This is a genomic window from Methanomassiliicoccales archaeon, from assembly GCA_013415695.1.
GTDB lineage: Archaea > Thermoplasmatota > Thermoplasmata > Methanomassiliicoccales > JAAEEP01 > JAAEEP01.
Genome location: JAAEEP010000003.1, coordinates 94,016 through 118,844, shown reverse-complemented (window position 1 = coordinate 118,844; position 24,829 = coordinate 94,016). Strand labels below are relative to the sequence as shown.

Here is a 24,829-nt window from a genome sequence, read left to right as displayed (position 1 = left end):
TGACTCTTTGGAGGGAAAATGAAGAAGGCTGGCAATCTCATGCAGCTGCCTGATGGCAGCACTCTTGGAAAAGGGGGTGACTTCGCGGAGATCAATGGGGCCAATATCTATTACGAAGAACATGGAGACGGCGAACCATTGATACTTCTCCACGGCGCATGGTCCTCTGTGGAGTCCTTTCTCAATCAGGCTGGGGACTTCTGTGCCCGATACAGAATAATCATCCCTGAGAGAAGAGGACATGGTCGAAGTGCGGACACTCCTGGGCCCTATAGCTACGCACAAGGCGCCAAGGATATGTTCTCCCTAATTCACGAGCTTGGGATAGAACGGGCCCATCTCTTAGGGTGGAGCGCTGGCGCAATCGTGGGTCTGATGATGGCCATGGAGGATCCGGGACTATTTTCGAGTTTTATCCCTATCAGCGGGACATTCCATAGGAAAGGGTACCACGAACACTTCCTAAGATGGTTTGATAGTTCGACTCCCAAGTCATTGGGAAAGGTCATGATCGAGATCTACAGGCGCAACTCACCTGATGGTGCTGACCATTTCCCTGAGTTCTTCGAGAAGGTCAAAGCACAGGCAACTACACATCCAGATTATGCCAAGGAGGATCTCAAGAAATTGAAGGTACCCACCCTCATCATCGCCGCTGACAAAGACATCATCAAGCTGGACCACCTCGTGGATTATTTCTTTAATGTTCCCGAGGGAGAGTTGAGCATCGTTCCAGGCACGACCCACATGCTTCCTGTAGAGAAGCCCGAATTGCTCAATATGCAGATCCTTGAATTCCTTCAGGAAAATTCATTTCGATGATATCTTCCGTTAGCACGAGAAAACGGGAAGGATTCTACTCATAAAGCCCATCGACCCCTCAACGAACAATATGTCATTTGAATCGCTTCCCCGATCTGTGCTGTCACTTCGCACCTCTTTCCATCCTTCAAATACAACCTGGCTCTTTTCGTCAAGGGCCTTATCCTGATGAAAGCTACAAGAACGGGATCAAGCAGAACTCCTGGATCTTCTACCACGATCATACTGACCTTCTACACTTCATCCCAGGATATCTGGCCCCGCTTACCCGATCGGAAATAGATATCGATCGATCTCCTGCTCAGACATATGTGGGACGGTCGTTCAGGGAACCATTCCAACCATAGTATTATCGATATTGCAGAGGTAAGAAGTAACGCGAATGCCAGGCACATCCAACCAGGTTCCATTGTCCAGAAGAGTAGCAATCCTACAAGTATCCCAATGAACAAGATCAGCGACCAAGTCAAAGCCTCGTTGATCAGGTCTATGCTGTTTGTGAATACACGATCTCCGAACTCCCCCTCCATACCGCTGTTCAACTCTGCCACTGATGTATATTAACCTGTTGCAGCCACGAAGCGACAGAGCTATACAATAATTGACAATGGAAAGGGAGAGCCTTTATGCAGGACCGGTCTTGACGGATACATGCGATGGTATCGCAGTCCTGGATTGATGATGTTCATAGCGAGCACTCAACTCATCATTTGTTTGATGCTGGCGGAAGCGACTTACCCTGGTTACAGCATCTCCGAGAATTATATTAGCGACCTGGGAGTGGGTCCCTCACCAGCTTACTGGATATTCAACATCTCCGTGTTCATCTTTGGCCTTTTGGCCCTTTACTCCGCTTATCTAGTTGACACCTTATTTGGAAAGCGGTTGAACGCGATTCTACTGGCTATAGCTGGCATCGGAGCGGCGGGTGTAGGCCTATTCCATGAGGACCTGGGGGCAATCCATGTCTTAATGGCGTTCCTTGCGTTCTTCTTTGGAGGGCTATCTGCCATATTCACATTCAAGATAGTGAAGGGCCCTTTCGCCCTGCTTTCGTTTGCCCTCGGGACTATCAGCATTATCGCACTGATACTGCAGGGAGCCGGTGTCTATCTTGGAATCGGCGTGGGCGGCATGGAGCGAATGATCTTCTATCCGGTCATGCTTTGGGCAGCGGCCTTTGGCGGATATCTAATGGGCAACGAGGATGGTCTCGTCAAGTAATCATTGGCCCCTGGAGCCCTTTCTAATGGAGTGGACCTATCTAAAGCTCTTTCCCATCTTGAAATTGACCATCTTTCATAAGGAACATGACGAATCTAACTTGTCCATGTTAGAAAATCCATCTTCAATGAAAATCCCCTCATTCTTTCCATCGAAGAAGAATCAGAGGCCCTCAGGTAGGATTATTCGGAATTTACACACGTCATCCCCTCTGAGGACCGATTCCATGAGCTCAACCCTAACGGGTCTTCCAATGACTCGCTCCCAGTTGGACTTGTAGAATCCCCCTCCGCAGTAGCAGTAAGTGGGGGATATTTCATTTTCATCGCTCAAGACAACCGATCGTATCCTTGGGCAGTGACAGTAGTGGTACCTTTTCTCCCTGGGATCATCTGATTCAAAGTAACCCTTCATATTGGAAGGGATCTTAGTCGCAACTACCACGTTGTCCTCTTTTCGACCTGCCTCTCCCCAGTAGTTCTCGATGATGACCTCTTTCCACTCGTTGGGAATATCACCAGCCCATTTTTCGAGATTGTCAAGAAAACGCCGTTGCCAGTAACGGTGGAGGTCATCAACACTCTCCGTCTCCTTCCACACTCTACGGAGATCGTCAAGGAATTCATCAGGGATCTGATGCGCGCATCTCGTTAGTATTTCTATTCTATCAACTTCCTCCAAGCATTCATCCAGCCTTTCCATTGCTTCCGCTGTCCATTCGATATTCTCTTCCTCGGAATACTCTTCGTCAGGATCGAAATTCGGGACGAGATCCTCGAGTGCGTCTTCTCCCATTACGATATGGATGTTCTCGGAGAGAAGGATCCGCCAGTGATCTCTGGCCTTATCTCCCCACTCAACGTTGTCCGATGGCACTCGGTGCTTCTTTTCAGCAGTCATTAAGGCCCCTGACACAAGAGTATGGTCAATACGCTATTTAGGAAATCTGAATTCAATATTGAAAGAAAATTTACGATGATCGATAGGAAAATCGTGTCGGGTAGGCATCCAGATAGCTATATATTCAAATATTTTGGGAGGCAATAATTACTGAGAGTAGGGTGAACATGACAGAATGGGAAGATGATGTGGTAGAATCCGAAGAGGACCTGAGGAACGATGAATGGTTCAAGGAGAATCTACTCGTCCTTATGGAAGAGCACTCCAAGGAGTGGATAGCGGTCATCGATTGCGAGATAATAGCGACCGGAACGACCCTGGCCGAGGTTGAGGAGAATGCCTTGGAGGTCTCTGGAGACAGGGAATTTTCAGTGTATTTTGTTCCGGCGACTCCATTTTGAAGTCATTCTTTGAATGAAGAAGGCCTTCCTAGAGACTTGCATATGATGGGTTGTATCCAGAGATACTTCAAGCAATCAGTATTAACCACATATTTCGATCATTTATCCTAAATGTGGCGATAGCTTCATGCTAGATACTTTCCCACTTCAATTACTAGGAAGAAATGTTGACCTATCAAAGATACCTGGAAGCCAAGAATGCGGTTGATGGTCGGTTTCAAAAATCTACTCAACTGATTCAGATCAATCCCTTGACATCTCCTGGGGACGATGTATGTCCTCACCGATACTGTAGAGAAATATTCGGGAAGAAGATGGACCCATTCTTATGAATCTCTTACTAATATCCTTGATGGCTTCAGAGTAATTATCTCTCTTATCCAGGGAATTGATATAATTCTTAAAAGAACCATATTCTCTCTGAATCTCTATGATTCTTCTCGCATTTTCTATGGTTGCCTCTATCTTGGCTTTATTCCTAATGATTTTGGGATTGGAGAGCAGTCTCTTCTCATCATCGGGTCCGAACAATGCGATCTTCTTCAACGAGAAATTATTGAAAGCCTTCCTGAACTCGGGCCATCTATCATTGATAACCTTCCATGAGAATCCTGCGAGAAATATCACCCTTGCCATATTCTCGAAGTAGGAATCTTCAGATGGAGGGCTTTCTTCTCGATACATCCAGCTCGGAGGGCGCCTTCTCTCGTCCTCGAGCATTTCGTTCCCTTCCATATTATAATTCCTCCAATTCTTTCCAATCTTTCCAATTGATTGGACTAATGAATAATCTAGTTGCCTGCTGCTTATAAGGCTTTAGGCAAATGATCAAATCATTCAGAGAACATCAATAGGTCAGACACTTGAGAATTGAAATTAATTATTATTTCAATTGATCGAATAAATGGAAAATAGGGAGGTGTTCAATTCAGTCCTTGCCCCAAAACTCATCGGCTTCCTTTTCCATCTTCTCAAGTCGATCATAGTAGTCCGGAAATTCGTTGAGATGAGCCAAGGCGATCTTTCCAGTCATTAGCAGATCATTATTGGTAACATTTGTTGAGGGATCCCTGATACCATGTTCAAGTTCCACTTCCATCCCTCTCTTGAATTGATCGACATCGAATTTGTCCCACTTGATTCCCAGTTTCTCCCCTATTGATCTCGCTTCCTCGTCGGTAATCTTTCCAGAAGTCATAAAATTACCCCGAGAAACAATGATACTCAATCATACTAATTCTTTCTCTTCTTTTGAGTAATGCACTTCACGACTTCATATGAAAATGCAATAAAACAATGCCAATTTTCGTATGAATCTCAAGAGTAATTTTCGCACTTGATTGTTTCAATCTATTGACCATTACCTATTGATCATCAGAGTTTGTAAGGTATCATTACTTCCAATAGATTAAAATAGTAATAAGGTCTGACTGGAATTAACTAGATAGGAGATTCGCTGGTGTCCTAGCTCCTTCACCAGGAAGTCAGGCAAGCTAGAGGAATAATCCGTATTTAGGTAGAATTGAAGGAGGTGAGAAAGAATGTACAACGACAGGGCACCCAGACAGATGCACAAGACAACTTGCTCAGATTGTGGGCAAGAGTGCGAAGTACCGTTCAAGCCCACTGAGGGCCGACCGGTCTACTGCCGCGACTGCTACCAGAAGCACCGCCCACCTAAGCGCAACCGATACTGAGAGTTACACTCCATATCAGTAGTTTTTTCAATTTTTCTTATCATTCTTTTATTGATTTTTTTTTGTTTCTCAATCCGACAGGTAGAGGAGCCCCTAAATAATTACAAATCTCAACTCTCCTCTGGTTTCGATTCTTCGAGACAAATTCCTTTTTCAATCTTCAACACCTGTAGTTCGAGCAACCCAATGTTATTGAATCATCAGGTTTCACTCCGTGAAATCCGTTAATAAGAATCATCTTCAAATAGACATTCTTCACCTTGAAGAATTTGAAAATATCATTGCTAGAGTGATATTGAAATTCAGGGGGAGTATGCTTGTAGATGGTGAGGGGCCGATTCCCGCCTCCATCGATGGTTTGATCCAAATGGATGATAGGTGAGTTATGAGAACTAATACAAGCCAATGTCTATCATTTCCCTTCGTTACTTCCTCGTCTTAATAATCTAATAATCCCCAGTATGAAATTCGTTCTTGGAACCCTTTTCATATAGAGCTTGTACTCTTCTCCGAATTTCTCGAGCTCGTGCTTATCTGTCATTAAAATATCTATATACAGCAATAAAATCACCAAAACACCAATTGCCAAAATTAACCAGCTTTGCGAAATCAGAATCAGTGAAATGCTAAGCAATATTCCCGCCGTATACTGAGGATGGCGAACGATCGAATAAAGTCCACTGTCAACAAGTCTTGTCGTATGGACATATCCTTTCCCCGTTGGAACACCACCCCTTCTCTTCAAAATGAATATTGGTAGCCACCCAAGGATCAAGGAAATCACCCAGATCACCCACCCGACGTACATCACTAGATCGAGTTCAGCCTCATTGAATATCCCAAGAAAAAATACGATTACGAATTGGGCCACCAATAAAGGACTCCAAACGCATGACAAGATATGCATTTTCCTTTTTTTCATGCCGGACGTTCCCCATTGTTGAATGGCATACCAAGCCACTGAAGGGTATTCTCATACTCTTCTTAGACGCAGCGAATAATACACCTAACTAGCAACATCGGTCATCCACTGAGGGTGTACCTATGTTAACATTGTTTATATGATAAAATCCATAATGAATATAACCCCGGACAAAAAGAGTGCGGGCGCCGGGATTTGAACCCGAGTTTTAAGCTTGGCAAGCTTAAGTGATAACCAGACTACACTACGCCCGCTTAACTGAATTCACTGTATGGCATGACCTCTTATAAACTTTGTTTCATGCTATCCAGTCATCGCAGATGTAAATAACCCGTCCTATGATAAAGGTTATTACAAACAAGACAATACAGACTTGGAAATCAAGTGATAGCCCATGGGAAAACGTTTCGAGGATTTCAAGATCGAGCCCAGAATACTCAAGGCGATTGGAGATATGGGATTCGAGGAACCCACACCGGTCCAAGAGGAGACTATACCGCTTATGCTTGGGGGTACCGATGTCATGGCTCAAGCCCAGACCGGTACTGGAAAGACAGCTGCTTTTGGCATACCAATTATTCAGCTAATCAAGCCTGAGAAGAAGCCTCTGGCTCTAATCATTGTTCCAACAAGGGAGTTGGCGACTCAGGTTGCGGAAGAAATAGATAACCTGGCCAAGTATTCAAAGGTAAGATCATTGGCAATCTATGGGGGACAGTCCATAAACGTCCAGATCCAGGCTCTAGAACAAGGAAGGGAGATAATTGTTGGAACCCCTGGTCGTCTGATCGATCACATCAGAAGGGGAACGCTGAGACTTGGAGAGATACAATTCGTTGTCCTGGACGAGGCGGATAGGATGCTTGACATGGGTTTCATCGAGGACATAGAGTACATCCTGAAGCATGTCAAGAAGGGAGTTCGAACCTCATTATTCTCGGCCACTATCCCACCCGAGGTCCGTAGGCTGGCTAAGAGCTACATTGAGGATCCTAAGACTCTTATCGTAAGTGAGGACGAACTCACTGTTCCCTCAACAGAACAAGCCTACATCAGTGTTGGAAGAAAGAACAAGATCTGGGCTCTATGCAGAATACTGGACAAGGAGAAGCCCAAGGCCATTGTGTTCTGCTCCACCAAGAGGATGGTCGACATATTAGTGAGGAAACTTCAATCATACGGCTATGCCGCGGAGCCCCTTCATGGCGATCTTACCCAAGCAAAGAGGGAGAAGATCCTAAAGGACTTCAAGAACGGCAAGATCAATGTTCTCGTAGCATCGGACGTTGCGGCGAGAGGCCTGGACATCGATAATGTCACTCATGTGATCAATTACGACATTCCTGAGAACCCAGAGGTATACGTTCACCGCATCGGCCGTACGGGACGAGCGGGACATGAGGGAAAGGCAATAACCTTCGTCTCCTGGGACGAGAGGCATCTTCTAAAGAACATAACGGATTTCGCTAGGTCCAGCATTTCTGAGACCGATGTTCCGCAGAAGAATGGCAAGGACCTCGTGCGCAGGGTGTGGGACTTTGACGAGATGTCGGACATCTTTGGGATGGTTAAGTTCCGTATCAACCTCGGCTCCAAGGACGGGATGAAATTCGTGGATATCGGGGACTTCGTCATGGAAGAAGGCGGTGTAAGCAACATCGCAATAGGCAACATTGAGGTCGGTACGGAGGAGTCCGTTGTCGAAGTGCATAAGGACTACGCAGAGAAGATGATAAGGCGCCTCCGAAAGATGAAGTTCAAGGGAAAGGAAATCAGGGCTCAGCCATTCAGAGATTGACCCCATCCTCTTCAATAATTCAAAGCTGGATGGCAATCAGCATTTCTCTTACCTGGAGAGTTTCGACCTCCTTTCCGCCGAGTGTAAGGCTTTTCTCCACCTGGAAGTACTCTCCCTCTAGTTTGACCTGAGTGCCATCAGATAGCTCGATCTCGAGGGTCCCTTTCTCGATGGATGAGGCTATCTCCTCAGGATCGAATAGCAGAACTTTGGAGATGATCTCCTTCGCCCCCTGCTTGAATTCTGGACCCAGTTTCGAAAGCACGGGTTTGATGTTGGTGATCCTCTCCTCCAGTTCGATCTCGCTCGTGATCTGGAGCCTCTTGGCCCTGATGGTCTCAAGGATATCCCTCTCCACTCCAAGCAGGTATGAGGCTTTCTCTCCCACCAATTCCACCAGTTCGATTTCTTCGTTAAGTGCCATCCCTCTCTCCGATTTCCAGTTGCGGATGGCAGAGATAACCTCTTTCAGGAACTCACCTCGCTCCTCCTCGTCCTCGTCGATGAGAATGGGTTCTGGCCAACCGCTCACGTGGACGCTCTTCGCCCCTTCCATCTCCTGGAAGAAGCTCTGATAGATCTCCTCGGTGACATGTGGGATAACTGGGGCCATCATCTTGATCACTCCAAGGAATGTTGTGTAGAGTGTGAACCTCACACCTTCATCGTCCGGGTCGCGATTTCGGTACTTCACCATTTCCAGGTAATGATCGGCCAGCTCATGCCAGGCAAATGCCTCAAGCTCCCTCATGGCTTTGTCGAAGTTGTAGTTGTCGTAGTGGGAAGTAACGGACTCGACTAGCCTGCTGAATTTTGAAAGGATCCACATGTCCGGAAGCTTCAACTTCCCCTGTTCGGGTTTCTCTTTCACGAAGTTGCTAATGAACCTCCCAATGTTCCAGAGCTTGGTCAATAGCTTCTTACCATGCTTGACATCCTTCTCCCGGAATGCGTTGTCTTCTCCCAGGGAGCAGGTACTCGCGTAATATCGGAGTGCGTCTGCCCCGTAATCTTCCAGAATGGGGATGGGATCGATTACGTTTCCCAGCGATGAGTGCATGGGGGTGCCATCAGACGACATAATGAACCCGTGGATCATGATATGATCCCAGGGCTTCTTCCCTACCGCGAGGTGTTCTCTTAGAATCGTGTAGAATGCCCAGGTCCTAATGATGTCATGGGACTGAGGCCTCAGTGACATGGGATAGAGCCAGTTGAACCTCTCCGCATCCCTTTCCCAGAATGTGTTAAACAGTGGAGATATTGAAGAGTCCATCCAGGTGTCGAATACGTCCTCGCACCCCTTGAGCTCGCCATCGCATTTTGGGCATTTTTCCAAGGGGGGAGGATCAGTAGTGGGATCGATGTAGCAATCCTCTTCACGGGCTGGAACCACATGTCCACACTCGGCGCACTCCCATAGCGGAATGGGAGTAGCGAAATACCTTTGTCTGGAGATGACCCAGTCCCACCCCAGCGAGTTAACCCAGTCCTGCAGACGGACCTTCATGAACTCAGGGAACCACTCGATTTCTTCCGCTTTATTGAGAACATCATCTTTGAAGTCAAGTATCTTCACGAACCACTGTGGTACCTGCAGGTACTCGATGGGTTCGTGGCATCTCCAGCATATGCTCACGTTCTGCTGGAGCTCTTCTTTCTTCATGAGCTGACCGGCAGACTCGATGTCCTCTATGATGAGCTTCCTAGCCTCTTTGACTGGAAGTCCTTCGTACTTACCGGCGACCTCGGTCATCCTGCCCTGCTCGTCGATCCCCTTCTCCAGTGGCAGGTTGTACTTCATTACCCACTCCAGGTCGTCCTTGTCACCGATGGTGCAGATCATCACCACTCCAGAACCGAAAGCGGGATCGACCTTGGGATCTGCGATTATATCGACTTCCTTCTCATAGATGGGAGTGAGAAGCTTCTTGCCTATGAGGTGGCCCCGTGCCCTGTCCTCGGGATGGACCGCCACGACTTGACAGGTACAGATAAGCTCTGGCCTAGTGGTCGCGATCACCGCGTAATCGTCCGTTCCCTTGACCCTGAATTTGATGAAGTTGAGCTTGGTCACGTTATCAGTATACTCCACCTCGGCATCTGCCAAGGCGGTCATGCAGCGGGGACACCAGTTCACTGGGTAGGTTCCTTTGTAGGCCAACCCCTTCTCCAGTAGCCTCAGAAACGATATCTGGGTTATACGGCGGTAGTAGGGTGCGTCGGTCTGATAGTAGATGCTTGGGTCCATGGATTCCCCGAGAATCTCGAACTGCAAGGTCATCTCGTCAATGAAGCTCTCGGCGTACTCAGAGCAGAGTTTGATGTATTCCTGCCTGCCCACTGATAACTTGTTGATGCCGTACTTCTTCTCCACCCTGACTTCGGTCGGTGTGCCGTTGACATCGAAGCATAGGGGAAAGAACACGTTGTAACCTCTCAGCCGGCGGTAACGGGCAGCGAAATCGATGAGCGAGTAGCCTGTGGCATGTCCAAGGTGCAGCGAACCCGAGGTGTATCTGGGAGGGTTATCAACGCTGTACACCGGCCGGTCGGAGTCGAAGTCGAACTTGTAGAGCTCCCACTCCTTCCACTGCTTTTGCCACTTTCTCTCTGTGGGAACAGGATCGTACTGAGTCATGGCAGGATGGGAAATGAGCCCAGATTAAAAAAGGTTGTTGAGGGCTAGCGCCCCTTGCGCCTGTGCAGGCGCTCCTCTTTCTTCTCCATGACCCGTCGTTCAAGGTGTTCCATCAGCTGGATGGTCGCCCTGGTGATGTTCCAGTCGACAGCCTTTGCCACGTATACGTTGTATTCGGTCGTCAGCCTTCCAGAGAGACTGTACTTGGATGAGTTGCCTTTCTCGTGATACTTGGAGACATGCATGGTGAATAGCATTGGGCGAGAGACCTTAGCGATCTTGGCCAAACCTGCCTGGATCTCTTTCTCCATCACCTCGAGTTCCCTGCGGTCTTCTTCCTCTAGGCCAGTTATCTGCACGTAGACCATGTCCCTTTCCCTCAATGATGCCACAAGCTCCACCATATCATAGTTCGTCACGATTCCAACTATGTCCTTTCCCATGATCACGGGGAGGGTGGATATGTTCTTTTCGAGCATGATTTTTACCGCTTCGCCCAGCGTGGTGTCTGGTGATACGGTGGTGGGTGAGTTTACCGAAAGGGACTCGACCTTAATCTCCACCGGCGAACTATTCCCGGTGATCTCCCCGACCGTCTGCTTCTGCTTCTCTCTCCAATTGTAGCGGACGATATCCTTAACGCCCACAATTGCCGTGAGTCTTCCATCATCGTCAACAACAGGAAGGGTTCGAATATCGAGATTGCGCATGAGCTCCACTGCATCTCTGACCGCATCATTCTCTTTGATGGTCCTGACATCCTCGGTCATGATATCAGCCACGACGAGGTTTCTGAGGTCCTTGATCTGGGGGATGATCTTGATTATATCCGTCCTGGATATTATCCCAGCGATCTTGTGTCCCTTCACTACGGGCATCTGCCTGTAGCCAGTCGAGACCATATTCTCCGCCACCTCCGTCAGAGGCGTGTCGGTTCCTACCTCTGGTGGGGACTCCATGACCGATCGTGCCTTTGTGGTCACGGCCACGGTCTTCCTTCTAAGAAGGGTACCGAAGCTCACGATCCCAGCCATTCCATTTCCATCGAGTACGGGGATCTCGTGCAGATCCTGGGATTTCATCTTCGCCAGGATATCGTAGAGCGGAGTTTCCACATTCACGGTGTCGAACTCCTCGCTCATCATGCCACTCAGGCTCTTCGAATCGATCTTGGACCTGAGAATCTCTCTCTTCTTGATACCTTCCAGTTCTTCAACACCCATTCCAATCACTCCCTACGGTCGGGCAGATCCCGACCGAAATATGATTCAATCTGAATAAATCGCACAAGCGTTTCAAGGGGGTGTCCCCTTTGAAGGATTGAACGCAATACGTTTTCCTCCTGGTCGGGGATTGTTTACTCGCCCTCGAGCATCTCCCCGATATCGGTGAACTCCAGGCCGTAGATTAGTGCCCCAACTACTACAGGCACATCATCTGCATGGATTCTCACCTGCTCCGCCGTGTCCCGGTCCCTTATGGTTACAGTACCGTTCTCAAGGGTCTCATAGTCTACGGTGATACACCACGGAGTCCCTATCTCGTCCATTCTCGCATATCTACGCCCAATGGACCCCGAGTCGTCGTAGTAGGTGGGAACCCCGCTCAAACGGAGGTCTTCGTCCACCTCCATGGCTTTCTCCTCTAAGCCATCCCTTGACATGAGTGGGAAAACACCTACCTTAATTGGTGCCACTTCGGGCTTGAGTCTCAGAATGGTATAGCCATCATCCTTCTGGGTGAAGGCGTGTTCCATCACCGTGAAGAGTATTCTGTCCAGGCCGTGGGAAGGTTCTATCACATGGGGTATTACCTTCTCCCCCGAGACCTTCTCTTTCACCGTGGTGACCTCGAAGAACTTCGGGTCGATTAAGATATCCTCTCCATCGACCGAAACTGTTATGCCCTCCTCCACTCCGGAAGGGGTCATCTCCTCCAGTGCCTTGCCGATCTTGGCCGACTTGGCCTTGAACTCCGGACCCAGCAGTCCAAACTTGGGTTTGATGATTTCCTTTTCGATCTCCTTGGGCTCATCGAAGCGCTTGAATGCGGACATGTCCGCCTTGGAGTAGTCAATGTGCCGAGAGAGGTCCCAGCATCCACGGTCGGCAATGCCCACCAGTTCCGTCCAGCCGTAGGAGAGAAGGGCCTCAGCATCCCAGCAATCTGCTGCGTAATGGGCCATTTCAGTGGAGAGATGCTGCCTGAATCGCATCCTTTCTGGATCCACACCAACCATCTTCAGGAACTCGGAGGTGAACCACATGAAGTAGGCAATGGTCTGGTGGGCGATGATGCCCTTATTAACAGCCTCATCTAGGCTCATTTCCAGCTCCTCGCCGTCCTGGGGAACAAGTTTGAGCATCTCGTCCTTGACATCTTCAAAGGCTTCCCAATTCTTGTCCTCTGGGTCAACGAACAGCTCTGCCTCCATCATATTGAACTCCCTGAGGCGGATCATTCCCTGCCTTGGGGAGATCTCGTTTCGGTAGCCTCTACCGATCTGTATGACCCCGAATGGAAGCTTCTCTCTCATGTAACGGTAGAAGGGAATGTAGTTCACGAAGATGCCTTGAGCGGTCTCTGGACGAAGGTAGCCCACTCGTCCGGTACCGGGACCAATGGTGGTCCTGAACATGAGATTGAACTCCTCAGGAGGGGTGAGCTCCCCCTCGCACTCGGGGCACTTCACTTCGTTCTTCATCATCAAGGAGTGCATCTCCTCCTTGGAGAGCGAGTCTGGATTTGGATGATAATCAGTAAGCAGATGATCGGCTCTATAGCTCTCCTGGCATACCCTGCAGGAGACTATGGCATCAGAGAATTCGTCAACGTGACCCGAGGCCTTGAAGACCATCTCAGGTCCGATGGTCGGTCCATCGATTTCTATGAATCCCTCGCCCAAAGTGTAGGCGTTGCGCCAAACCTCTATGATGTTGTTCTTGAGCCCTATGCCTAGAGGGCCGTAGTCGTACATACCCGCAACTCCGCCGTAGATCTCGTAAGCGGGCCACAGGTAACCTCTACGCTTGCAAAGCGAAAGAACGTCCGAAGCATCAACCATTTTCATTCCTCTGCTAGAATGGAGACTACATCAATGTCGTATATCATAGCGAGTAATCTATCTTTCGAATCTCGGACGGGCAGTTGACCGAAATCGTTCTTCCTCATTATCCTGGCTGCCTCCGAGACGGTGGTCTTCTTGAACACTGTCGTAGGGCAGGGAACCATGATTTCCTTCACTGGTAGCCCGGGGATCTCGATTTTGGAGACCTCGTACCACAGCTTCATGACGTTTCGGAGACCCTCCCAGGACCAATCATCCTCGTCCTGCCCGATACCAAGGTCAGAGATGGCGACCGATCCGTTTATGTGGGACTTGTTGAAGATGTCCCTATCAGTAAGTATACCAGCCAGCCGTCCTCCGTCATCTAACACAGGCAGTGCACTGGCTTTGCTCACCTTGAAAGTGACCAACGCCACGGCCAAAGGAGCATCCTGGTATATTGGTATGCAGGGAGACGAGATCACGCTCTCAACCGTCGCTTCAGTCCCAACTTTCTCCACTACTTCTAGCAGGTTCGTGGGGGTGATTATTCCCACGAGCTTATCACCCTCGACCACGGGAAGGTGCTTAACACGCCCCTCAAGGAAAATCTTCGCCGCCTGATTTACGGTATCCTTGGGTGTGATGATCTCTGGATTCTTATTCATGATCAGAGCTAGCTGATCTTCATCTGGCTTTTCGAATATGTTCTGTCTGGTTATCATCCCTGCAAGGGAACCGTCACTCCTCTTGACTACAGGCAGGCCGGTAAGATTGTGTTTGACCATTATCTTGAGGACCTCGGTCCTGCTGCCTGGAATCTGGGCGACGATGGGGTTTGTGGTCATTACTTCTTCGATGAGGACCATTTAAGATTCCTCCGAGGACGCCCGAACCACGAGAACTGGACAGTAGGCATGTCTCAACACACGCTCGGCCACACTTCCCAGCAACAACTTGGACACACCTGTTCTTCCCAGCGTGCCCATAACGATCAGATCGTGGTTCTTGGACGCTTCCACGATCTTCTTCACGGGTGAGCCCTCCTCTATCTTGGTGGTGACCTCTACGCCTAGCTCTTTCCCCCTCTCATTGACATATTCAAGGGCATCATTACCTTCTTTCTCCAAGAGGGAGTAGACATTGACAATGGTGGAATCCATCGGGAAGTTCACGAACGATGTCTGGTCGACCACGTATATGGCGGTGACCTTGGCATTACTTAGCTTTGCTAGGTGGATGCCCTTCTCGATGGCTGCTTTCGTATACTCGCTTCCGTCAGTTGGTATCAGTATTCTATTGAACAGGCTCACCTTGGTTCCCTCCTTGTTGTCTTGCCCTTAATCACCAGGAGTGGATTCGCCGATCCCGAGCGGAGTACGAAATCAGTCACAGCTTCCCCCCTCCTAGGTCCAACTACCAATAGGTCGCAGGGCGACCCGGGCTGGATACCTATTGTCTCATTCAGGTTTAAAATCTTTCGGCCATTGCATAGGGCCATATGAAGAACTGGGTCAACTCTATTGAAACCCTGTTGTCTGAGAATTCTGCCCGCGAACTCCATCTCCGTCAGCATGTCTGGCAAGGAGATCATGGCATTGTCTGTACCCAGGGCGATGGTGACACCTGCATCGAGCATCCTTGCGAGAGGAGGCTTCCTTCCATAGAAGAGGTTGGAGCGCGGGCAGACCACCACTGGCAATCCATGGTCGGAGCAGATCTCCAGGTCTGAATCTGTGGCCATCGTCATATGCACTAAGTAGTCCGGCTTAAGGTCCAATATCAGGTCGATGTCCTCGCGTAACCTCTCGCTGGCGTGAAGGGCGAACATCTTTCCCTTTTGATGGGTGAGTTCCGCGACCTCCATCAGTTCTGAGTAGTTCCAATCGGAGATGCTTGAAATGCCCACTCCGTTCACTACCGATAACAGGGAAATCATCTCCTCCCTGTCGAATTTGAGGTCCATAGGTCTCCCCATTATCACTGGGAGAGCCCCTCCGCAATCGCTCTGGTAAAGGAGGCGCGACCCTTCAATGCCCGATTCTCTGAAATCAGCGAAGGTGGAAACGCCCCTTTGGAACATGAACTCCGACGCCTCCCGGAAGACATCGCGCAACTCTACCTTGCTCATTGAGCTAAGCATTCTGTGCTTTAGCCCGTCTGGAGGGGCTACTAGTTCCTCCAAGGACAAGGACAGGTCAACCGGGACACGTAGATCGGCCACATGAGTATGGGAATTGATGAGCGTGGGGGTCACGATCCCCTTGGCTATGTGGGTTGGAGGTTCTCCTCTCTCGACCTCAACGATAAGATTGTCCTCGAATCCCACATATCCTTCCACGAATCCTTCGGGTGTGAGGATTGCCCCAGCCACGTATTCCATCGACGGTGGAATTGCAGATATAATATATTTAACCTGATAGGTGTTCGTTCGGAAACGATTATATACGGCCATTCAATTCGGCGGGACAAGGTGTTAACATGGTTGCCAAGATCAATGAGGATGAGTGTGTCGGTTGTGGAGCTTGCGAGGACGCCTGCCCCGTCGGTGCTATCACCGTAGATGACATCGCTGTGGTGGATGCCGACGAGTGCACCGATTGCGCCACCTGTGTCGATGAGTGTCCCAACGACGCCATTGAGGTCGACTGAAAACAATCACCTTCGCCAAACTTTGTGAAGGATTCGACCCAAACCACTTTCCCTTAGGGATATTTGATTTTTTACCTTTGATTCCTCGAGAGGAATTTTTCTCTTTTTCGTAATTGTGAACCATGGGTTAAAAAGGGGTTGTCCTATCGGTTCATGGATGGACCTAGAGGTACTGTGGACTGTGACCTTGCTGATATTGGTGGCATTCATTCCCACCATTGCATTCATGGCGTGGTTCAGGGCCACTGGAAAGAGGATAAGAGAGCCTTGGTCTGTTGTCATCTTGTCCTATCTCTTCGGTGCCATTGGCGCCATCATCATCGCCCTTGTACTCGAGATGGTCGCCATGGGCCTTCTCTCCAGTCCTGTCGTGCGAGAATACGATATATTCGCCTTGGATCCTACGGCCTTCACCTTCGTTATGGTCATCGTTGTGGCCCCTATCGTGGAGGAGGCGGCAAAGGCACTGGGAGTCTCAAAGAGCATGACGCGGGCTCTAGGAACGCCAAGAAGCGGTCTTGTGTTGGGAGCAGCCGCGGGATTGGGATTTGCCGCCACCGAGAATCTCCTGTACGAGGGAGGGGCTCTAATGGAGGGAGGGGTTTCTGCTTTCATCGCAATTGCCGTGGTAAGAACATTCTCCTCGGCACTGATGCACGCTTCGGCGACCTCGGTTTCGGGCTACGGAATTGCGAAATCCTCCTTGGGAGGTGGTTCATGGCTACCTTACTACCTATTGGCGGTGCTCATGCACGCATCGTTCAATCTATTCGCATCCTTTGGAGAACTGTTCAAGGGCACGCTTGGCGAGACGGCAGCGTTGATCGGGTTGATCTTCGCTTTCATTCTAGTCATAGCTTCGGTCTCATGGACAAGGAGAAGGATCAGTGCCTTATCCTGATCTGGCCCAGTATGGATTCTTAATGAACTTGTAGGCGCTGTTGGCAGCGGTAGCGGCCTCTCCACATCCAGTTACGATCTGTTTGTACTTTCCAGGATAGGTGACGATGTCACCGCAAGCAAAAACACCTGGCCTGGAAGTTCGCATATCGGGGTCCACCACAATCTGAGTGCCTTTAAGTTCGACATTCCACCTTTTCAATTCTTCGAGCTCTGGTGTGAATCCGATATTGATGACCACAAGATCGATCTTCAGGATCAAGTTTTCCTCCATGTCCGCAACTTTGATAACCACTTCCTCGACCACTTCGTTGCCCCGGATGTCCTCAATCTGTCCGCTCATAATGGTCTGAATGCTGGAGTTCTCGACCTGCTCCACGATGCCCTCGTCAGCCCGGAATTCATCCCTCCTGTGGAGTACGTATGTCTCGGCTACCTGCGAGGCGATCAAGGCCATCTCAAGAGCACTGTTACCCCCACCGACGAACAATACCTTCTTGTCGATCAAGGTGTCCTTTTCAGGAATCTTGTAGGTGATTCCCTTTCCGTAGAATTCCTTCTCACCTTGAATGCCCAGCTTCTTCGGCTTGAAAAGCCCGATGCCTGCTGCAATGATCACCGCCTTGCAGGGATAATCCTTCTTATCACTTCTCACTAGAAGCTGCCCTTCGCTGTCTACGATGTCCACTACTTTCTCATTCTCGTGCATCTCACAGCCCATGTGCTGGGCATGCGCTATCATCCTTTCCGCCAGCTTCTTTGCCTGGGTCATCACGAAACCGGGATAGTTTGCTATGCCCTTGTCAGGGTATAGGCTGGTAAGTTGCCCCCCCGCTTCTCCAGCATCAAGTATAAGTGTGGTGAGCTTCCTCGATCTGCAATAGACACCGGCGGTAAGACCGGCGGGTCCTGCACCGATGATCACCAGGTCAAGGCTCATTGGTCGTTTTATTCAGCTGATTACCCATAAACCTTGCTGTCACTGGAAAATATTACATATCTACAAACAAATGAAATTGCATGCGAAGGGAAATCGATGGGGTCCTGATCGAGGTTGTTGGTGGCAACATAACGGAGCAGGATACCGAGGCCATTGTCAATGCGGCCAACACCCACTTACGGATGAGATCAGGAGTTGCCGGAGCCATTAAGGTGAAGGGTGGCGAAGACATAGAGCGGGACGCGATTTCCAAGAGCCCTTTGGAGATGAGCGACATCATGGTAACGGATGTAGGTACACCCAGGAGGCTGATCATTCACGCGGCTGTCATGGGAGAAGACCTCAAGACAGACGAGGAAAAGGTCTCCTTAGGGACGGAAACAAATCTGATAAGGGCAGTCGAGAAGAATTTATCAATCATTTCATTTCCAGCTCTTGGAACGGGAGTTGGAGGATTTCCTTTAAAAGCTGCCGTTAAAGCCATGTTGGGGACTGTCATCGAATATGTGCGCGGACACACAGATTTGACACTGGTACGTTTCGTTCTCTTTGATGAGCGGAACGAATCAATGTTCAGGAATGTTCTTTTTGAATTGGGGGGAGGGGATTGAGTTTCAGGGCCTTCATATCAATCGATATCGATGCTGGACAATCACTTCGTGAACTCTGCAGGGAGCTGAAACAGAGTGGAGCAGCACTGAAGGTTGTCAATCCAGATATAATGCACATCACCTTGAAGTTCCTGGGGGATGTGGAGGAACCATTGGTCGAGGATATATCCAGAGTTATCAGGGACTCGGTCCATGATGTAAGTAGATTTGAAATGAAGTTGCACGATATTGGCGCTTTTCCCAACAAGAACAGGATACGGGTGGTTTGGGTAGGCATACCTGACCCTGGACCGCTCGAGAGCGTCGCCGAGAGACTCGATGAGGGCTTATCACCCCTCGGTTTCGAGATGGAGAAGCGCAAATTCAGACCTCATCTGACTGTAGCCCGAGCCAAAACCCCTCAGGGAATGGATAGGGTCCAGGAGATAATGGAACGTTGGGGGAATACTGATTTTGGGAGTCAGGTTGTCGATAGGATCAGACTTAAGAAGAGCGTGCTAGGGCCGAAAGGTCCCACCTATTTCACGGTTGAAGAGGTTGGGCTACTCTGATCGATCCCCTTTCTAGGGATCATTGGTTGATGAATATTAACTGTAAAAGTCCTGTTCATAAAAGGTGCTGAGATTCCTCATCACAGGGATAAGATGATGAGGAAAATAAAGACCTTCAAGAAGGATTGGAAGGCCGGCATAGAGGGTCTGCCCCTCCAGCTGATGATCATGGTAGTTATAGCCGGAGTCGGCACCACGGTCATTCTGGGTTGGATGTCGGGCCTTCAGCCTCCATCCTCCATAGGAAGCGTTCACGCATATCCTGGGGAGATCATTCTCACCGATACAGATGGAGACGGAATATTCCAGGCGAAGGATATCACTATCCAGGTCACGGTTCTGGACCGTGAAGGCAACGGGATCCAGGGAGCAACGGTTCTACTGGAGGGTGCCGGTATCTCCTACCAACTGAATGATGGAACCGTTCACGGGATGACCGATTCTTCAGGACAGCTGACTTTGAGCGAGCTCGAAGTCTCTCTGGCGGGAGGCCCTTTGGGATTCGTTACAGTGACCGTCACAAAGAGCGGGTACGGGTCTGAAGGTGGGCTGCAGGTGCCAGTGATATGCGAATGATGAAGAGAATGCATGAGGACAGTAGAGCGCTTGAGGGCCTTCCCCTCAGGTTGATGATAGTCCTCCTTCTCATTTCGATTTCCTTTCCCATTTTCATCAATACCTACCACCATTACACATGCGCCCTCTTCTCGGAAGCCATAGAGGCTGAGATGGAAAGGCTAGAATCGGCAGCAATCTCCGTATTTCTAGGAGGTCCAGGTAGTAAGAGGACGGTCGATCTGCATCTGCCTACAGGTTCTGAGGCTCAAAACGTCATGATCGAGATCGGGGGCAAGTGTGGTTCCGCTCAAGCAAGGAGTTTGAGGTATCATGTTGGAGATGTAAGTGGAACGAAATTCATTGAAGATCTTCCCATAGACATCACATCCGCAGAAGGTGACGCAATCATCATAACAGCACCCGGTGCGAAACTGATCCTCGAGTGCCTTCAGGACGAGACAGGGTCATGGATAGAAGCGAGGCCTTTATCATGATCGAGTTCGTGTTATCCAAGCTTTGGACAGTATTTTTCGGTCTTGCCCTAATTGGCGTTCTTGTGATCTCCTTCGATGCGATAGACAGGGATTGTCAGATAAGGGATATGGAAGCCGAAATGGAGAACATTTTGAAGGTTCTCGACGATATTTCCGATTTGCCTATAGGGTCAAACCTTGCAGTGTCTCTTGAGGGAATGATTTGCGAGGGAGAGGCCCTCGAGTTTGAAAATGGGTCCTTCAGATTATCAAGAGAGGATATCTCATTTTCTTGTTCGTATCAAATACCGACCTTACTTGTTTCTGCAGAAGGTGAACTTAAGAAGGATTTCTGGATCTGCTTGAATCATCAGAGCATCATTCTGATAGAGAGGAGTGGTTCTGAGAACTATCCATGTTTGACAGTTCACCTAGCGAAAAGCTCAATGATCTCCTTTAGAACATTCACGAATCGCTGACATTCCTCTATTGAGTTGTATATGTACAAAGAGGCTCTTACCGATCCTTCGATCCTCCTGGAGTGGAAAAAGGGATGGGCACAATGCATCCCCGATCTTAGTAGAATACCGCCCATCTCATCGAATATGGTCGCCACATCATGAGATTTCATTCCTCTGACGTTGAAGGATAGGATTCCCCCCCTCAGTTCGGGGTCCCGCGGTCCCACAACGTCTATTTCGGGCAGATCGATCACTCTCTTCGAAAGTTCCTTGTTCAAAGTGGTCAAGTGCTCGTCGATCTCCTCCATACCGATTTTCAGAAGATACCGGATGGCTGGCCCTGATCCTATTATCCCAGCATAGTTCATGAGCCCCGCCTCGAACTTCTCGGGAGGTGGAAGCAGGTCCATTCCCTCGTAGGATGAAAGGCTGACCCCTCCTCCGCCCAGTATAAGAGGTTCTAGCTCCTTTTGGATATCCTCCTTAGCATAAAGGGCTCCAACCCCAGACGGACCTAGCATTTTATGGAGTGACAGTGCGTAGAAATCCACGTCCAGATCACGAACATCAATTACATGGTGAGGGGCGGCTTGTGAACCATCAAGCATTACCAAGGCCCCGTTGTCGTGAGCAATTTCTATCACTTCTTTAGCGGGAATTGTTGTTCCAGTCACGTTGCTGGTGTGGACAAGACTGACCATCTTGACCTCCCTCGACATCTTCTCCTTGAAAACCTCAATATCAAATATTCCATCTATTGTAGGAACGAAGACCCTATCTGTGCCCTTGTCCCTTGCAACTCTTAGCCACGGAAGGTGGTTGCTGTTGTGTTCGATGTCGGTTGTGAGTATCTTCTCCCCCTTCTTGAATGGATATCCATTAGCGACAATGTTGATCGATTCTGTGGCATTCTTGGTGAAAGCAATCTCGTCCGGTGATGCATTAAGAAAATCGGAAAGAGCCTCTCGGGATTCGTCCATTCTCAGGGTCACTTGTGTGGCGAGTCGATGAACACTTCGACCTCCGCATGCTGGATACTCTATGTAGTATTCGTTGATAGCATCTATGACTTGATCGGGACGAAGTGTCTGGCATGCGCTATCGAAATAGATGAGCTCGCTTCCATACTTGTCGTAGAACGGGAAGTCTTTCCTGATTCGTGCAACATCCATGGGTGTCGTCAATGAATCCCTATGTACTATATTCTCATTTCGGGAGGTACCAAGGTTAGGGAAATCGGGATTCGATATTCAACATGGTTTCCTCTTGACAATCTTCTTATCTTCTGAGACAATATCTGGAATTTAGATGTCATCGCTTTCAGTGAGGATAGCAGGAATGGATCTGGACAATCCTACGATGCTTGCCTCGGGCATAATGGGGGAGACAGGACCCTCATTGGTGAAGATGGCCGAGTGGGGAGCAGGGGCTCTGGTCACCAAATCCATCGGCATCGAGCCCAGGTTTGGATATTCGAACCCAACATTGGTGGAGCTGCCCTTTGGCTACCTCAACTGTATGGGTCTGCCCAATCCCGGCATCGAAGCCTTTGGAGATGAAATGAGCATAGCTTCCACGGCTAATATCCCGATTGTCGGAAGTATCTTCGCTTCCGACGAAGATGGTTTCGCAGAACTGGCAGGTCGAATGGAGGATTACGGAGCATATGCTGTAGAGCTCAATTTGAGCTGCCCCCATGCTGAAGGCTACGGTATGGAACTGGGGACCGATCCAGAGACAGTCAGATCCATAGTTACCGCGGTCAAGGGGTCAATCAACATTCCAGTCTTTGCCAAGGTCACTCCCAACACCGAGAAACTGGTGGATGTCGGGAAGGCAGTTCAGGAGGGTGGGGGAGATGCTGTCGTCGCAATAAATACAGTGAAGGCAATGTTCATCAACGTGGAGATGAAAAGGCCAGTTCTATCCAACATTACCGGAGGGCTCTCTGGACCCGCCATCCGACCTATAGGGGTCAGATGCGTCTACGAGCTGTACGAGGCGCTGGATATCCCATTGATTGGGGTGGGGGGTATCGAGAATTGGAGGGATGCCCTCGAGTACATCATGGCTGGAGCCACGGCAATTCAAGTAGGAAGCGTCCTGGGCAGGAAGGGTCTGGACTCCTTCAGGGAGATTCTGGGAGGCATAGAGAATTACATGAACATCTCAGGTTTCAATAGCATCGAATCGATGGTGGGGATAGCCCATGAGTGAAAGATCAGTGGTAATCATCGAAGAGGTCGTGAAGGAGACCGAGGATATCATTACCCTCAGGTTCAGGTATGATGGTCATTTCCTTCCAGGTCAATATATAATGATGTGGATCCCCGGAATAGATGAGATCCCCATGTCGCTCTCATATCTTGGAAGGATGAAAGGGGTCACGGTCAAAAAGGTGGGAGAGGCCACCAAGGCCCTCTGTTCCCTTAAGGTAGGAGATCAAATTGGTGTAAGGGGCCCTTTCGGACAGGGCTTCGCAATATCTGAGGAGAGAACACTTTGTGTCGGCGGGGGAGTGGGCATGGCAGCAATAATGCCTGCAGTTACCTCCTTCAAGGACCGGAGATTGGTGGATGTTGCCATCGGAGCCCCGACAAAATCAGAACTCCTATTCGAGGACCGGGCCATTGGCAATTGTCGTGAGGTCATCGTTTCAACCGATGATGGTTCGAAAGGGTTCCATGGGACGGTCGTCGATATGATCAAGCCCATGTTGGAGAGTGGCGAATATCAGATGCTCCTGGGGTGTGGCCCTGAGTTGATGTTGGACGCACTTCACAAAGTATGCATGAAGGCCGGGGTGGAATCGCAGCTCTCCCTGGAGAGATTCATCAAATGTGGCGTGGGCCTTTGCGGATCCTGTGCAATCAACGGCATAAGGGTATGTGCCGATGGGCCGGTTTTCTGGGGAAGTGAATTAACAAAATGTTCTGAGTTCGGTAAGTACAAGAGAGATCAGTCCGGCAGGAAGACAAGGCTTTGATCAATTGGATGAGAGAACCTTTTCCACGATTCGACGGAACTCGTTGTCGTCCACGATCCCATTCTCCTCCCCTTTTATCTTGACCCTAAGAAGGATCTCGCAGATGTGCTCTTCCGAGGTCTTGTATCCAAGCTCATCGATCCTTTTCTTGATGTAGGTGATACCACTGTGCTTGCCCATCCTGAGCTGCCTGTGATTGCCGACCGCCTCCGGTGGGATGGACTCGTAAGTGAATGGGCAGTTGAGAACCGCAGCTACATGAATTCCGGATTCATGAGCGAAGGCATTTTCCCCTACAAGTGGTTGGTTCCGAGGCATGGGATTGCCTGTGAAATTGGTGACCATTTCAGAGAGATCCTTGAGTCTGGTGGTATCAATTCCCAGATCCGACCCGTATAGATACTTCATGGAGACGACGAACTGCTCGAGCGGGACATTACCGCCCCTCTCCCCGACGCCGTTCACGGTGGTAGTTATGGCCTTGGCCCCGCTCTTCACACCTGCGATTGCATTTGCCAGGGCTAGACCGTAATCGTTGTGAAGATGAAGCGAAACGGGGGTGTTTGTCTTATTGACGACCTTAGAGACAATGGTGGTGATAGCCTCGGGTGCAGCGCAGCCAACCGTATCTGTGAGACCAAGCCTTTCAGCTCCTGCCTCCTCAGATGCCTTGAACAGCTCCAGAAGAAAGTCCAGATCGGTCCGAGTTGAGTCCTCAGAGCTCAGGCTAGCCCTTATTCCTCTATCCTTACAGTATTCAATAGCATCGACAGCCATCTGCACAATGCACTCTCTCGGCTTCTTGAGCTTGTACTTCAGGTGGATGTCCGAGGTCGCAATGAACAGTAGGGCCATGTCAACTCCACTTTCTACAGCGGCGTCTATATCCTTCTTCACAAGCCTAGACAGAGCCAATATCTCGGCGTTCAATCCCATGGATGTGATCTCCCTGATGGAATCGAACTCATTTTCGGAAACTGCCGGGAATCCAGCCTCGATTTGAGGTACCCGTATCTCGTCTAGAAAGGTAGCGATAGCAACCTTCTGTTCCAGGTTGAAAGCCACTCCTGGCATCTGCTCACCATCCCTTAAGGTGGAGTCGTAGACGACAATCTTGGATAATTCGAGAGAAGGGTTGAAAGGACTAAGAGCGCTGGGTTCCATACTCCACCAAAACGTTTTGGCCTTTTCTTTAAGCTTTCGACCATACACTTCGACAATCAATGAACTCAAGCCGAAATCTAGA

General features: G+C 49.4%; 28 protein-coding genes and 1 tRNA gene. 14 read left to right on the top strand and 15 right to left on the bottom strand.

Going from position 1 to position 24,829, the window contains the following annotated elements; genetic code table 11:
• Positions 1 to 18 precede the first annotated feature (18 nt).
• Positions 19 to 822, top strand: a complete 804-nt coding sequence (locus tag GKC03_02420; GenBank protein ID NYT11389.1) for an alpha/beta hydrolase — start codon at positions 19 to 21, stop codon at positions 820 to 822.
• Positions 823 to 1,055: 233 nt separating this feature from the next.
• Here GKC03_02420 and GKC03_02415 read toward each other — a convergent pair whose 3' ends face one another.
• A complete protein-coding gene (locus GKC03_02415; protein ID NYT11388.1) occupies positions 1,056 to 1,373 on the bottom strand; it encodes a hypothetical protein in 318 nt (105 codons plus the stop codon).
• Between the two features lie 127 nt (positions 1,374 to 1,500).
• Between GKC03_02415 and GKC03_02410 the strand changes: the two genes are divergently transcribed.
• Positions 1,501 to 2,046, top strand: coding sequence for a DUF998 domain-containing protein (locus tag GKC03_02410; protein NYT11387.1), 546 nt, complete (start codon positions 1,501 to 1,503; stop codon positions 2,044 to 2,046).
• 162 nt (positions 2,047 to 2,208) lie between these two features.
• On the opposite strand, the gene GKC03_02405 is transcribed toward GKC03_02410, so the two are convergent.
• Positions 2,209 to 2,946, bottom strand: a complete 738-nt coding sequence (locus GKC03_02405; protein NYT11386.1) for a hypothetical protein — start codon at positions 2,944 to 2,946, stop codon at positions 2,209 to 2,211.
• Between the two features lie 167 nt (positions 2,947 to 3,113).
• Here GKC03_02405 and GKC03_02400 point away from each other — a divergent pair, with 167 nt between their 5' ends.
• The gene (locus GKC03_02400) at positions 3,114 to 3,347 is read left to right on the top strand and encodes a hypothetical protein (GenBank protein NYT11385.1); all 234 of its coding nucleotides are present in this window, start codon (positions 3,114 to 3,116) and stop codon (positions 3,345 to 3,347) included.
• 243 nt (positions 3,348 to 3,590) lie between these two features.
• Here the strand turns inward: GKC03_02400 and GKC03_02395 are convergent, their stop codons facing one another.
• Together GKC03_02395 and GKC03_02390 are read right to left on the bottom strand one after the other, a co-directional pair.
• Complete coding sequence (locus GKC03_02395) at positions 3,591 to 4,082, bottom strand: DNA-3-methyladenine glycosylase I (GenBank protein NYT11384.1); 492 nt, start codon at positions 4,080 to 4,082, stop codon at positions 3,591 to 3,593.
• 193 nt (positions 4,083 to 4,275) lie between these two features.
• Complete coding sequence (locus tag GKC03_02390) at positions 4,276 to 4,545, bottom strand: hypothetical protein (GenBank protein ID NYT11383.1); 270 nt, start codon at positions 4,543 to 4,545, stop codon at positions 4,276 to 4,278.
• A 343-nt stretch (positions 4,546 to 4,888) separates the two neighbouring features.
• Between GKC03_02390 and GKC03_02385 the strand changes: the two genes are divergently transcribed.
• Positions 4,889 to 5,044, top strand: coding sequence for a DNA-directed RNA polymerase (locus GKC03_02385; GenBank protein NYT11382.1), 156 nt, complete (start codon positions 4,889 to 4,891; stop codon positions 5,042 to 5,044).
• A gap of 412 nt (positions 5,045 to 5,456) precedes the next feature.
• Here the strand turns inward: GKC03_02385 and GKC03_02380 are convergent, their stop codons facing one another.
• Positions 5,457 to 5,966 carry an isoprenylcysteine carboxylmethyltransferase family protein gene (locus GKC03_02380; protein NYT11381.1) on the bottom strand — a complete coding sequence of 170 codons (510 nt, stop codon included), beginning with the start codon at positions 5,964 to 5,966 and terminating at the stop codon, positions 5,457 to 5,459.
• 180 nt (positions 5,967 to 6,146) lie between these two features.
• Positions 6,147 to 6,220: transfer RNA gene (locus GKC03_02375), tRNA-Gly, on the bottom strand.
• A 140-nt stretch (positions 6,221 to 6,360) separates the two neighbouring features.
• Here GKC03_02375 and GKC03_02370 point away from each other — a divergent pair.
• Positions 6,361 to 7,764, top strand: coding sequence for a DEAD/DEAH box helicase (locus GKC03_02370; GenBank protein ID NYT11380.1), 1,404 nt, complete (start codon positions 6,361 to 6,363; stop codon positions 7,762 to 7,764).
• 19 nt (positions 7,765 to 7,783) lie between these two features.
• Here GKC03_02370 and GKC03_02365 read toward each other — a convergent pair whose 3' ends face one another.
• From GKC03_02365 to GKC03_02340, 6 genes are all read right to left on the bottom strand, one after another.
• A complete protein-coding gene (locus tag GKC03_02365; protein ID NYT11379.1) occupies positions 7,784 to 10,405 on the bottom strand; it encodes a valine--tRNA ligase in 2,622 nt (873 codons plus the stop codon).
• 44 nt (positions 10,406 to 10,449) lie between these two features.
• The gene (locus GKC03_02360; GenBank protein ID NYT11378.1) at positions 10,450 to 11,628 is read right to left on the bottom strand and encodes a CBS domain-containing protein; all 1,179 of its coding nucleotides are present in this window, start codon (positions 11,626 to 11,628) and stop codon (positions 10,450 to 10,452) included.
• A 134-nt stretch (positions 11,629 to 11,762) separates the two neighbouring features.
• Entirely contained in the window at positions 11,763 to 13,469 is a 1,707-nt protein-coding gene (glyS, locus tag GKC03_02355) for a glycine--tRNA ligase (protein ID NYT11377.1), read from the bottom strand.
• A gap of 2 nt (positions 13,470 to 13,471) precedes the next feature.
• Complete coding sequence (locus GKC03_02350; GenBank protein ID NYT11376.1) at positions 13,472 to 14,320, bottom strand: CBS domain-containing protein; 849 nt, start codon at positions 14,318 to 14,320, stop codon at positions 13,472 to 13,474.
• Positions 14,321 to 14,764 (bottom strand): universal stress protein, encoded by a 444-nt coding sequence (locus GKC03_02345; GenBank protein NYT11375.1) that lies wholly within the window; start codon positions 14,762 to 14,764, stop codon positions 14,321 to 14,323.
• A complete protein-coding gene (locus tag GKC03_02340) occupies positions 14,761 to 15,834 on the bottom strand; it encodes an amidohydrolase family protein (protein NYT11374.1) in 1,074 nt (357 codons plus the stop codon). Before GKC03_02340 ends, GKC03_02345 begins: the two co-directional genes overlap by 4 nt.
• A gap of 98 nt (positions 15,835 to 15,932) precedes the next feature.
• Here GKC03_02340 and GKC03_02335 point away from each other — a divergent pair, with 98 nt between their 5' ends.
• Together GKC03_02335 and GKC03_02330 are read left to right on the top strand one after the other, a co-directional pair.
• On the top strand, positions 15,933 to 16,103 hold the full coding sequence (locus GKC03_02335) for a 4Fe-4S dicluster domain-containing protein (GenBank protein ID NYT11373.1): 171 nt from the start codon (positions 15,933 to 15,935) through the stop codon (positions 16,101 to 16,103).
• A 157-nt stretch (positions 16,104 to 16,260) separates the two neighbouring features.
• A complete protein-coding gene (locus GKC03_02330) occupies positions 16,261 to 17,004 on the top strand; it encodes a PrsW family intramembrane metalloprotease (GenBank protein NYT11372.1) in 744 nt (247 codons plus the stop codon).
• Here GKC03_02330 and GKC03_02325 read toward each other — a convergent pair.
• Positions 16,996 to 17,943, bottom strand: a complete 948-nt coding sequence (locus GKC03_02325; protein NYT11371.1) for an NAD(P)/FAD-dependent oxidoreductase — start codon at positions 17,941 to 17,943, stop codon at positions 16,996 to 16,998. The genes GKC03_02330 and GKC03_02325 overlap by 9 nt on opposite strands.
• An 80-nt stretch (positions 17,944 to 18,023) precedes the next feature.
• On the opposite strand from GKC03_02325, the gene GKC03_02320 reads away from it, so the two are divergent.
• The 5 genes from GKC03_02320 (at position 18,024) to GKC03_02300 (ending at position 20,615) form a co-directional block, all read left to right on the top strand.
• The gene (locus GKC03_02320; protein ID NYT11370.1) at positions 18,024 to 18,554 is read left to right on the top strand and encodes an Appr-1-p processing protein; all 531 of its coding nucleotides are present in this window, start codon (positions 18,024 to 18,026) and stop codon (positions 18,552 to 18,554) included.
• Positions 18,551 to 19,105 carry an RNA 2',3'-cyclic phosphodiesterase gene (gene thpR / locus GKC03_02315; GenBank protein ID NYT11369.1) on the top strand — a complete coding sequence of 185 codons (555 nt, stop codon included), beginning with the start codon at positions 18,551 to 18,553 and terminating at the stop codon, positions 19,103 to 19,105. The genes GKC03_02320 and thpR overlap by 4 nt, the downstream gene beginning before the upstream one ends.
• Before the next feature lie 96 nt (positions 19,106 to 19,201).
• Entirely contained in the window at positions 19,202 to 19,681 is a 480-nt protein-coding gene (locus GKC03_02310) for a carboxypeptidase regulatory-like domain-containing protein (protein ID NYT11368.1), read from the top strand.
• Positions 19,678 to 20,157 (top strand): hypothetical protein, encoded by a 480-nt coding sequence (locus GKC03_02305; protein ID NYT11367.1) that lies wholly within the window; start codon positions 19,678 to 19,680, stop codon positions 20,155 to 20,157. The genes GKC03_02310 and GKC03_02305 overlap by 4 nt, the downstream gene beginning before the upstream one ends.
• Positions 20,154 to 20,615, top strand: a complete 462-nt coding sequence (locus GKC03_02300) for a hypothetical protein (GenBank protein NYT11366.1) — start codon at positions 20,154 to 20,156, stop codon at positions 20,613 to 20,615. Before GKC03_02305 ends, GKC03_02300 begins: the two co-directional genes overlap by 4 nt.
• Here the strand turns inward: GKC03_02300 and GKC03_02295 are convergent.
• Entirely contained in the window at positions 20,564 to 21,769 is a 1,206-nt protein-coding gene (locus GKC03_02295; GenBank protein ID NYT11365.1) for an aminotransferase class V-fold PLP-dependent enzyme, read from the bottom strand. The two genes, GKC03_02300 and GKC03_02295, sit on opposite strands and share 52 nt — an antisense overlap.
• Before the next feature lie 136 nt (positions 21,770 to 21,905).
• On the opposite strand from GKC03_02295, the gene GKC03_02290 reads away from it, so the two are divergent.
• Together GKC03_02290 and GKC03_02285 are read left to right on the top strand one after the other, a co-directional pair.
• Positions 21,906 to 22,814, top strand: coding sequence for a dihydroorotate dehydrogenase (locus GKC03_02290; protein ID NYT11364.1), 909 nt, complete (start codon positions 21,906 to 21,908; stop codon positions 22,812 to 22,814).
• Positions 22,807 to 23,583 carry a dihydroorotate dehydrogenase electron transfer subunit gene (locus GKC03_02285; protein ID NYT11363.1) on the top strand — a complete coding sequence of 259 codons (777 nt, stop codon included), beginning with the start codon at positions 22,807 to 22,809 and terminating at the stop codon, positions 23,581 to 23,583. The genes GKC03_02290 and GKC03_02285 overlap by 8 nt, the downstream gene beginning before the upstream one ends.
• On the opposite strand, the gene aksA is transcribed toward GKC03_02285, so the two are convergent.
• Complete coding sequence (gene aksA / locus GKC03_02280; GenBank protein ID NYT11362.1) at positions 23,584 to 24,747, bottom strand: homoaconitate hydratase; 1,164 nt, start codon at positions 24,745 to 24,747, stop codon at positions 23,584 to 23,586.
• Positions 24,748 to 24,829 lie beyond the last annotated feature (82 nt).

Bases quoted from the DNA above. Each gene is read 5' to 3' on its own strand.
- GKC03_02290 (NYT11364.1), top strand. From the start codon at position 21,906: ATGTCATCGCTTTCAGTGAGGATAGCAGGAATGGATCTGGACAATCCT.
- GKC03_02295 (NYT11365.1), bottom strand. From the start codon at position 21,769: ATGGATGTTGCACGAATCAGGAAAGACTTCCCGTTCTACGACAAGTAT.
- GKC03_02370 (NYT11380.1), top strand. From the start codon at position 6,361: ATGGGAAAACGTTTCGAGGATTTCAAGATCGAGCCCAGAATACTCAAG.
- GKC03_02405 (NYT11386.1), bottom strand. From the start codon at position 2,946: ATGACTGCTGAAAAGAAGCACCGAGTGCCATCGGACAACGTTGAGTGG.
- GKC03_02390 (NYT11383.1), bottom strand. From the start codon at position 4,545: ATGACTTCTGGAAAGATTACCGACGAGGAAGCGAGATCAATAGGGGAG.
- GKC03_02400 (NYT11385.1), top strand. From the start codon at position 3,114: ATGACAGAATGGGAAGATGATGTGGTAGAATCCGAAGAGGACCTGAGG.
- GKC03_02305 (NYT11367.1), top strand. From the start codon at position 19,678: ATGATGAAGAGAATGCATGAGGACAGTAGAGCGCTTGAGGGCCTTCCC.
- GKC03_02285 (NYT11363.1), top strand. From the start codon at position 22,807: ATGAGTGAAAGATCAGTGGTAATCATCGAAGAGGTCGTGAAGGAGACC.
- GKC03_02385 (NYT11382.1), top strand. From the start codon at position 4,889: ATGTACAACGACAGGGCACCCAGACAGATGCACAAGACAACTTGCTCA.
- GKC03_02395 (NYT11384.1), bottom strand. From the start codon at position 4,082: ATGGAAGGGAACGAAATGCTCGAGGACGAGAGAAGGCGCCCTCCGAGC.
- GKC03_02335 (NYT11373.1), top strand. From the start codon at position 15,933: ATGGTTGCCAAGATCAATGAGGATGAGTGTGTCGGTTGTGGAGCTTGC.
- GKC03_02350 (NYT11376.1), bottom strand. From the start codon at position 14,320: ATGGTCCTCATCGAAGAAGTAATGACCACAAACCCCATCGTCGCCCAG.
- GKC03_02365 (NYT11379.1), bottom strand. From the start codon at position 10,405: ATGACTCAGTACGATCCTGTTCCCACAGAGAGAAAGTGGCAAAAGCAG.
- aksA (NYT11362.1), bottom strand. From the start codon at position 24,747: ATGGAACCCAGCGCTCTTAGTCCTTTCAACCCTTCTCTCGAATTATCC.
- GKC03_02300 (NYT11366.1), top strand. From the start codon at position 20,154: ATGATCGAGTTCGTGTTATCCAAGCTTTGGACAGTATTTTTCGGTCTT.
- GKC03_02325 (NYT11371.1), bottom strand. From the start codon at position 17,943: ATGAGCCTTGACCTGGTGATCATCGGTGCAGGACCCGCCGGTCTTACC.
- GKC03_02330 (NYT11372.1), top strand. From the start codon at position 16,261: ATGGACCTAGAGGTACTGTGGACTGTGACCTTGCTGATATTGGTGGCA.
- GKC03_02310 (NYT11368.1), top strand. From the start codon at position 19,202: ATGAGGAAAATAAAGACCTTCAAGAAGGATTGGAAGGCCGGCATAGAG.
- GKC03_02380 (NYT11381.1), bottom strand. From the start codon at position 5,966: ATGAAAAAAAGGAAAATGCATATCTTGTCATGCGTTTGGAGTCCTTTA.
- GKC03_02320 (NYT11370.1), top strand. From the start codon at position 18,024: ATGCGAAGGGAAATCGATGGGGTCCTGATCGAGGTTGTTGGTGGCAAC.
- GKC03_02360 (NYT11378.1), bottom strand. From the start codon at position 11,628: ATGGGTGTTGAAGAACTGGAAGGTATCAAGAAGAGAGAGATTCTCAGG.
- glyS (NYT11377.1), bottom strand. From the start codon at position 13,469: ATGGTTGATGCTTCGGACGTTCTTTCGCTTTGCAAGCGTAGAGGTTAC.
- GKC03_02410 (NYT11387.1), top strand. From the start codon at position 1,501: ATGATGTTCATAGCGAGCACTCAACTCATCATTTGTTTGATGCTGGCG.
- GKC03_02420 (NYT11389.1), top strand. From the start codon at position 19: ATGAAGAAGGCTGGCAATCTCATGCAGCTGCCTGATGGCAGCACTCTT.
- GKC03_02340 (NYT11374.1), bottom strand. From the start codon at position 15,834: ATGGAATACGTGGCTGGGGCAATCCTCACACCCGAAGGATTCGTGGAA.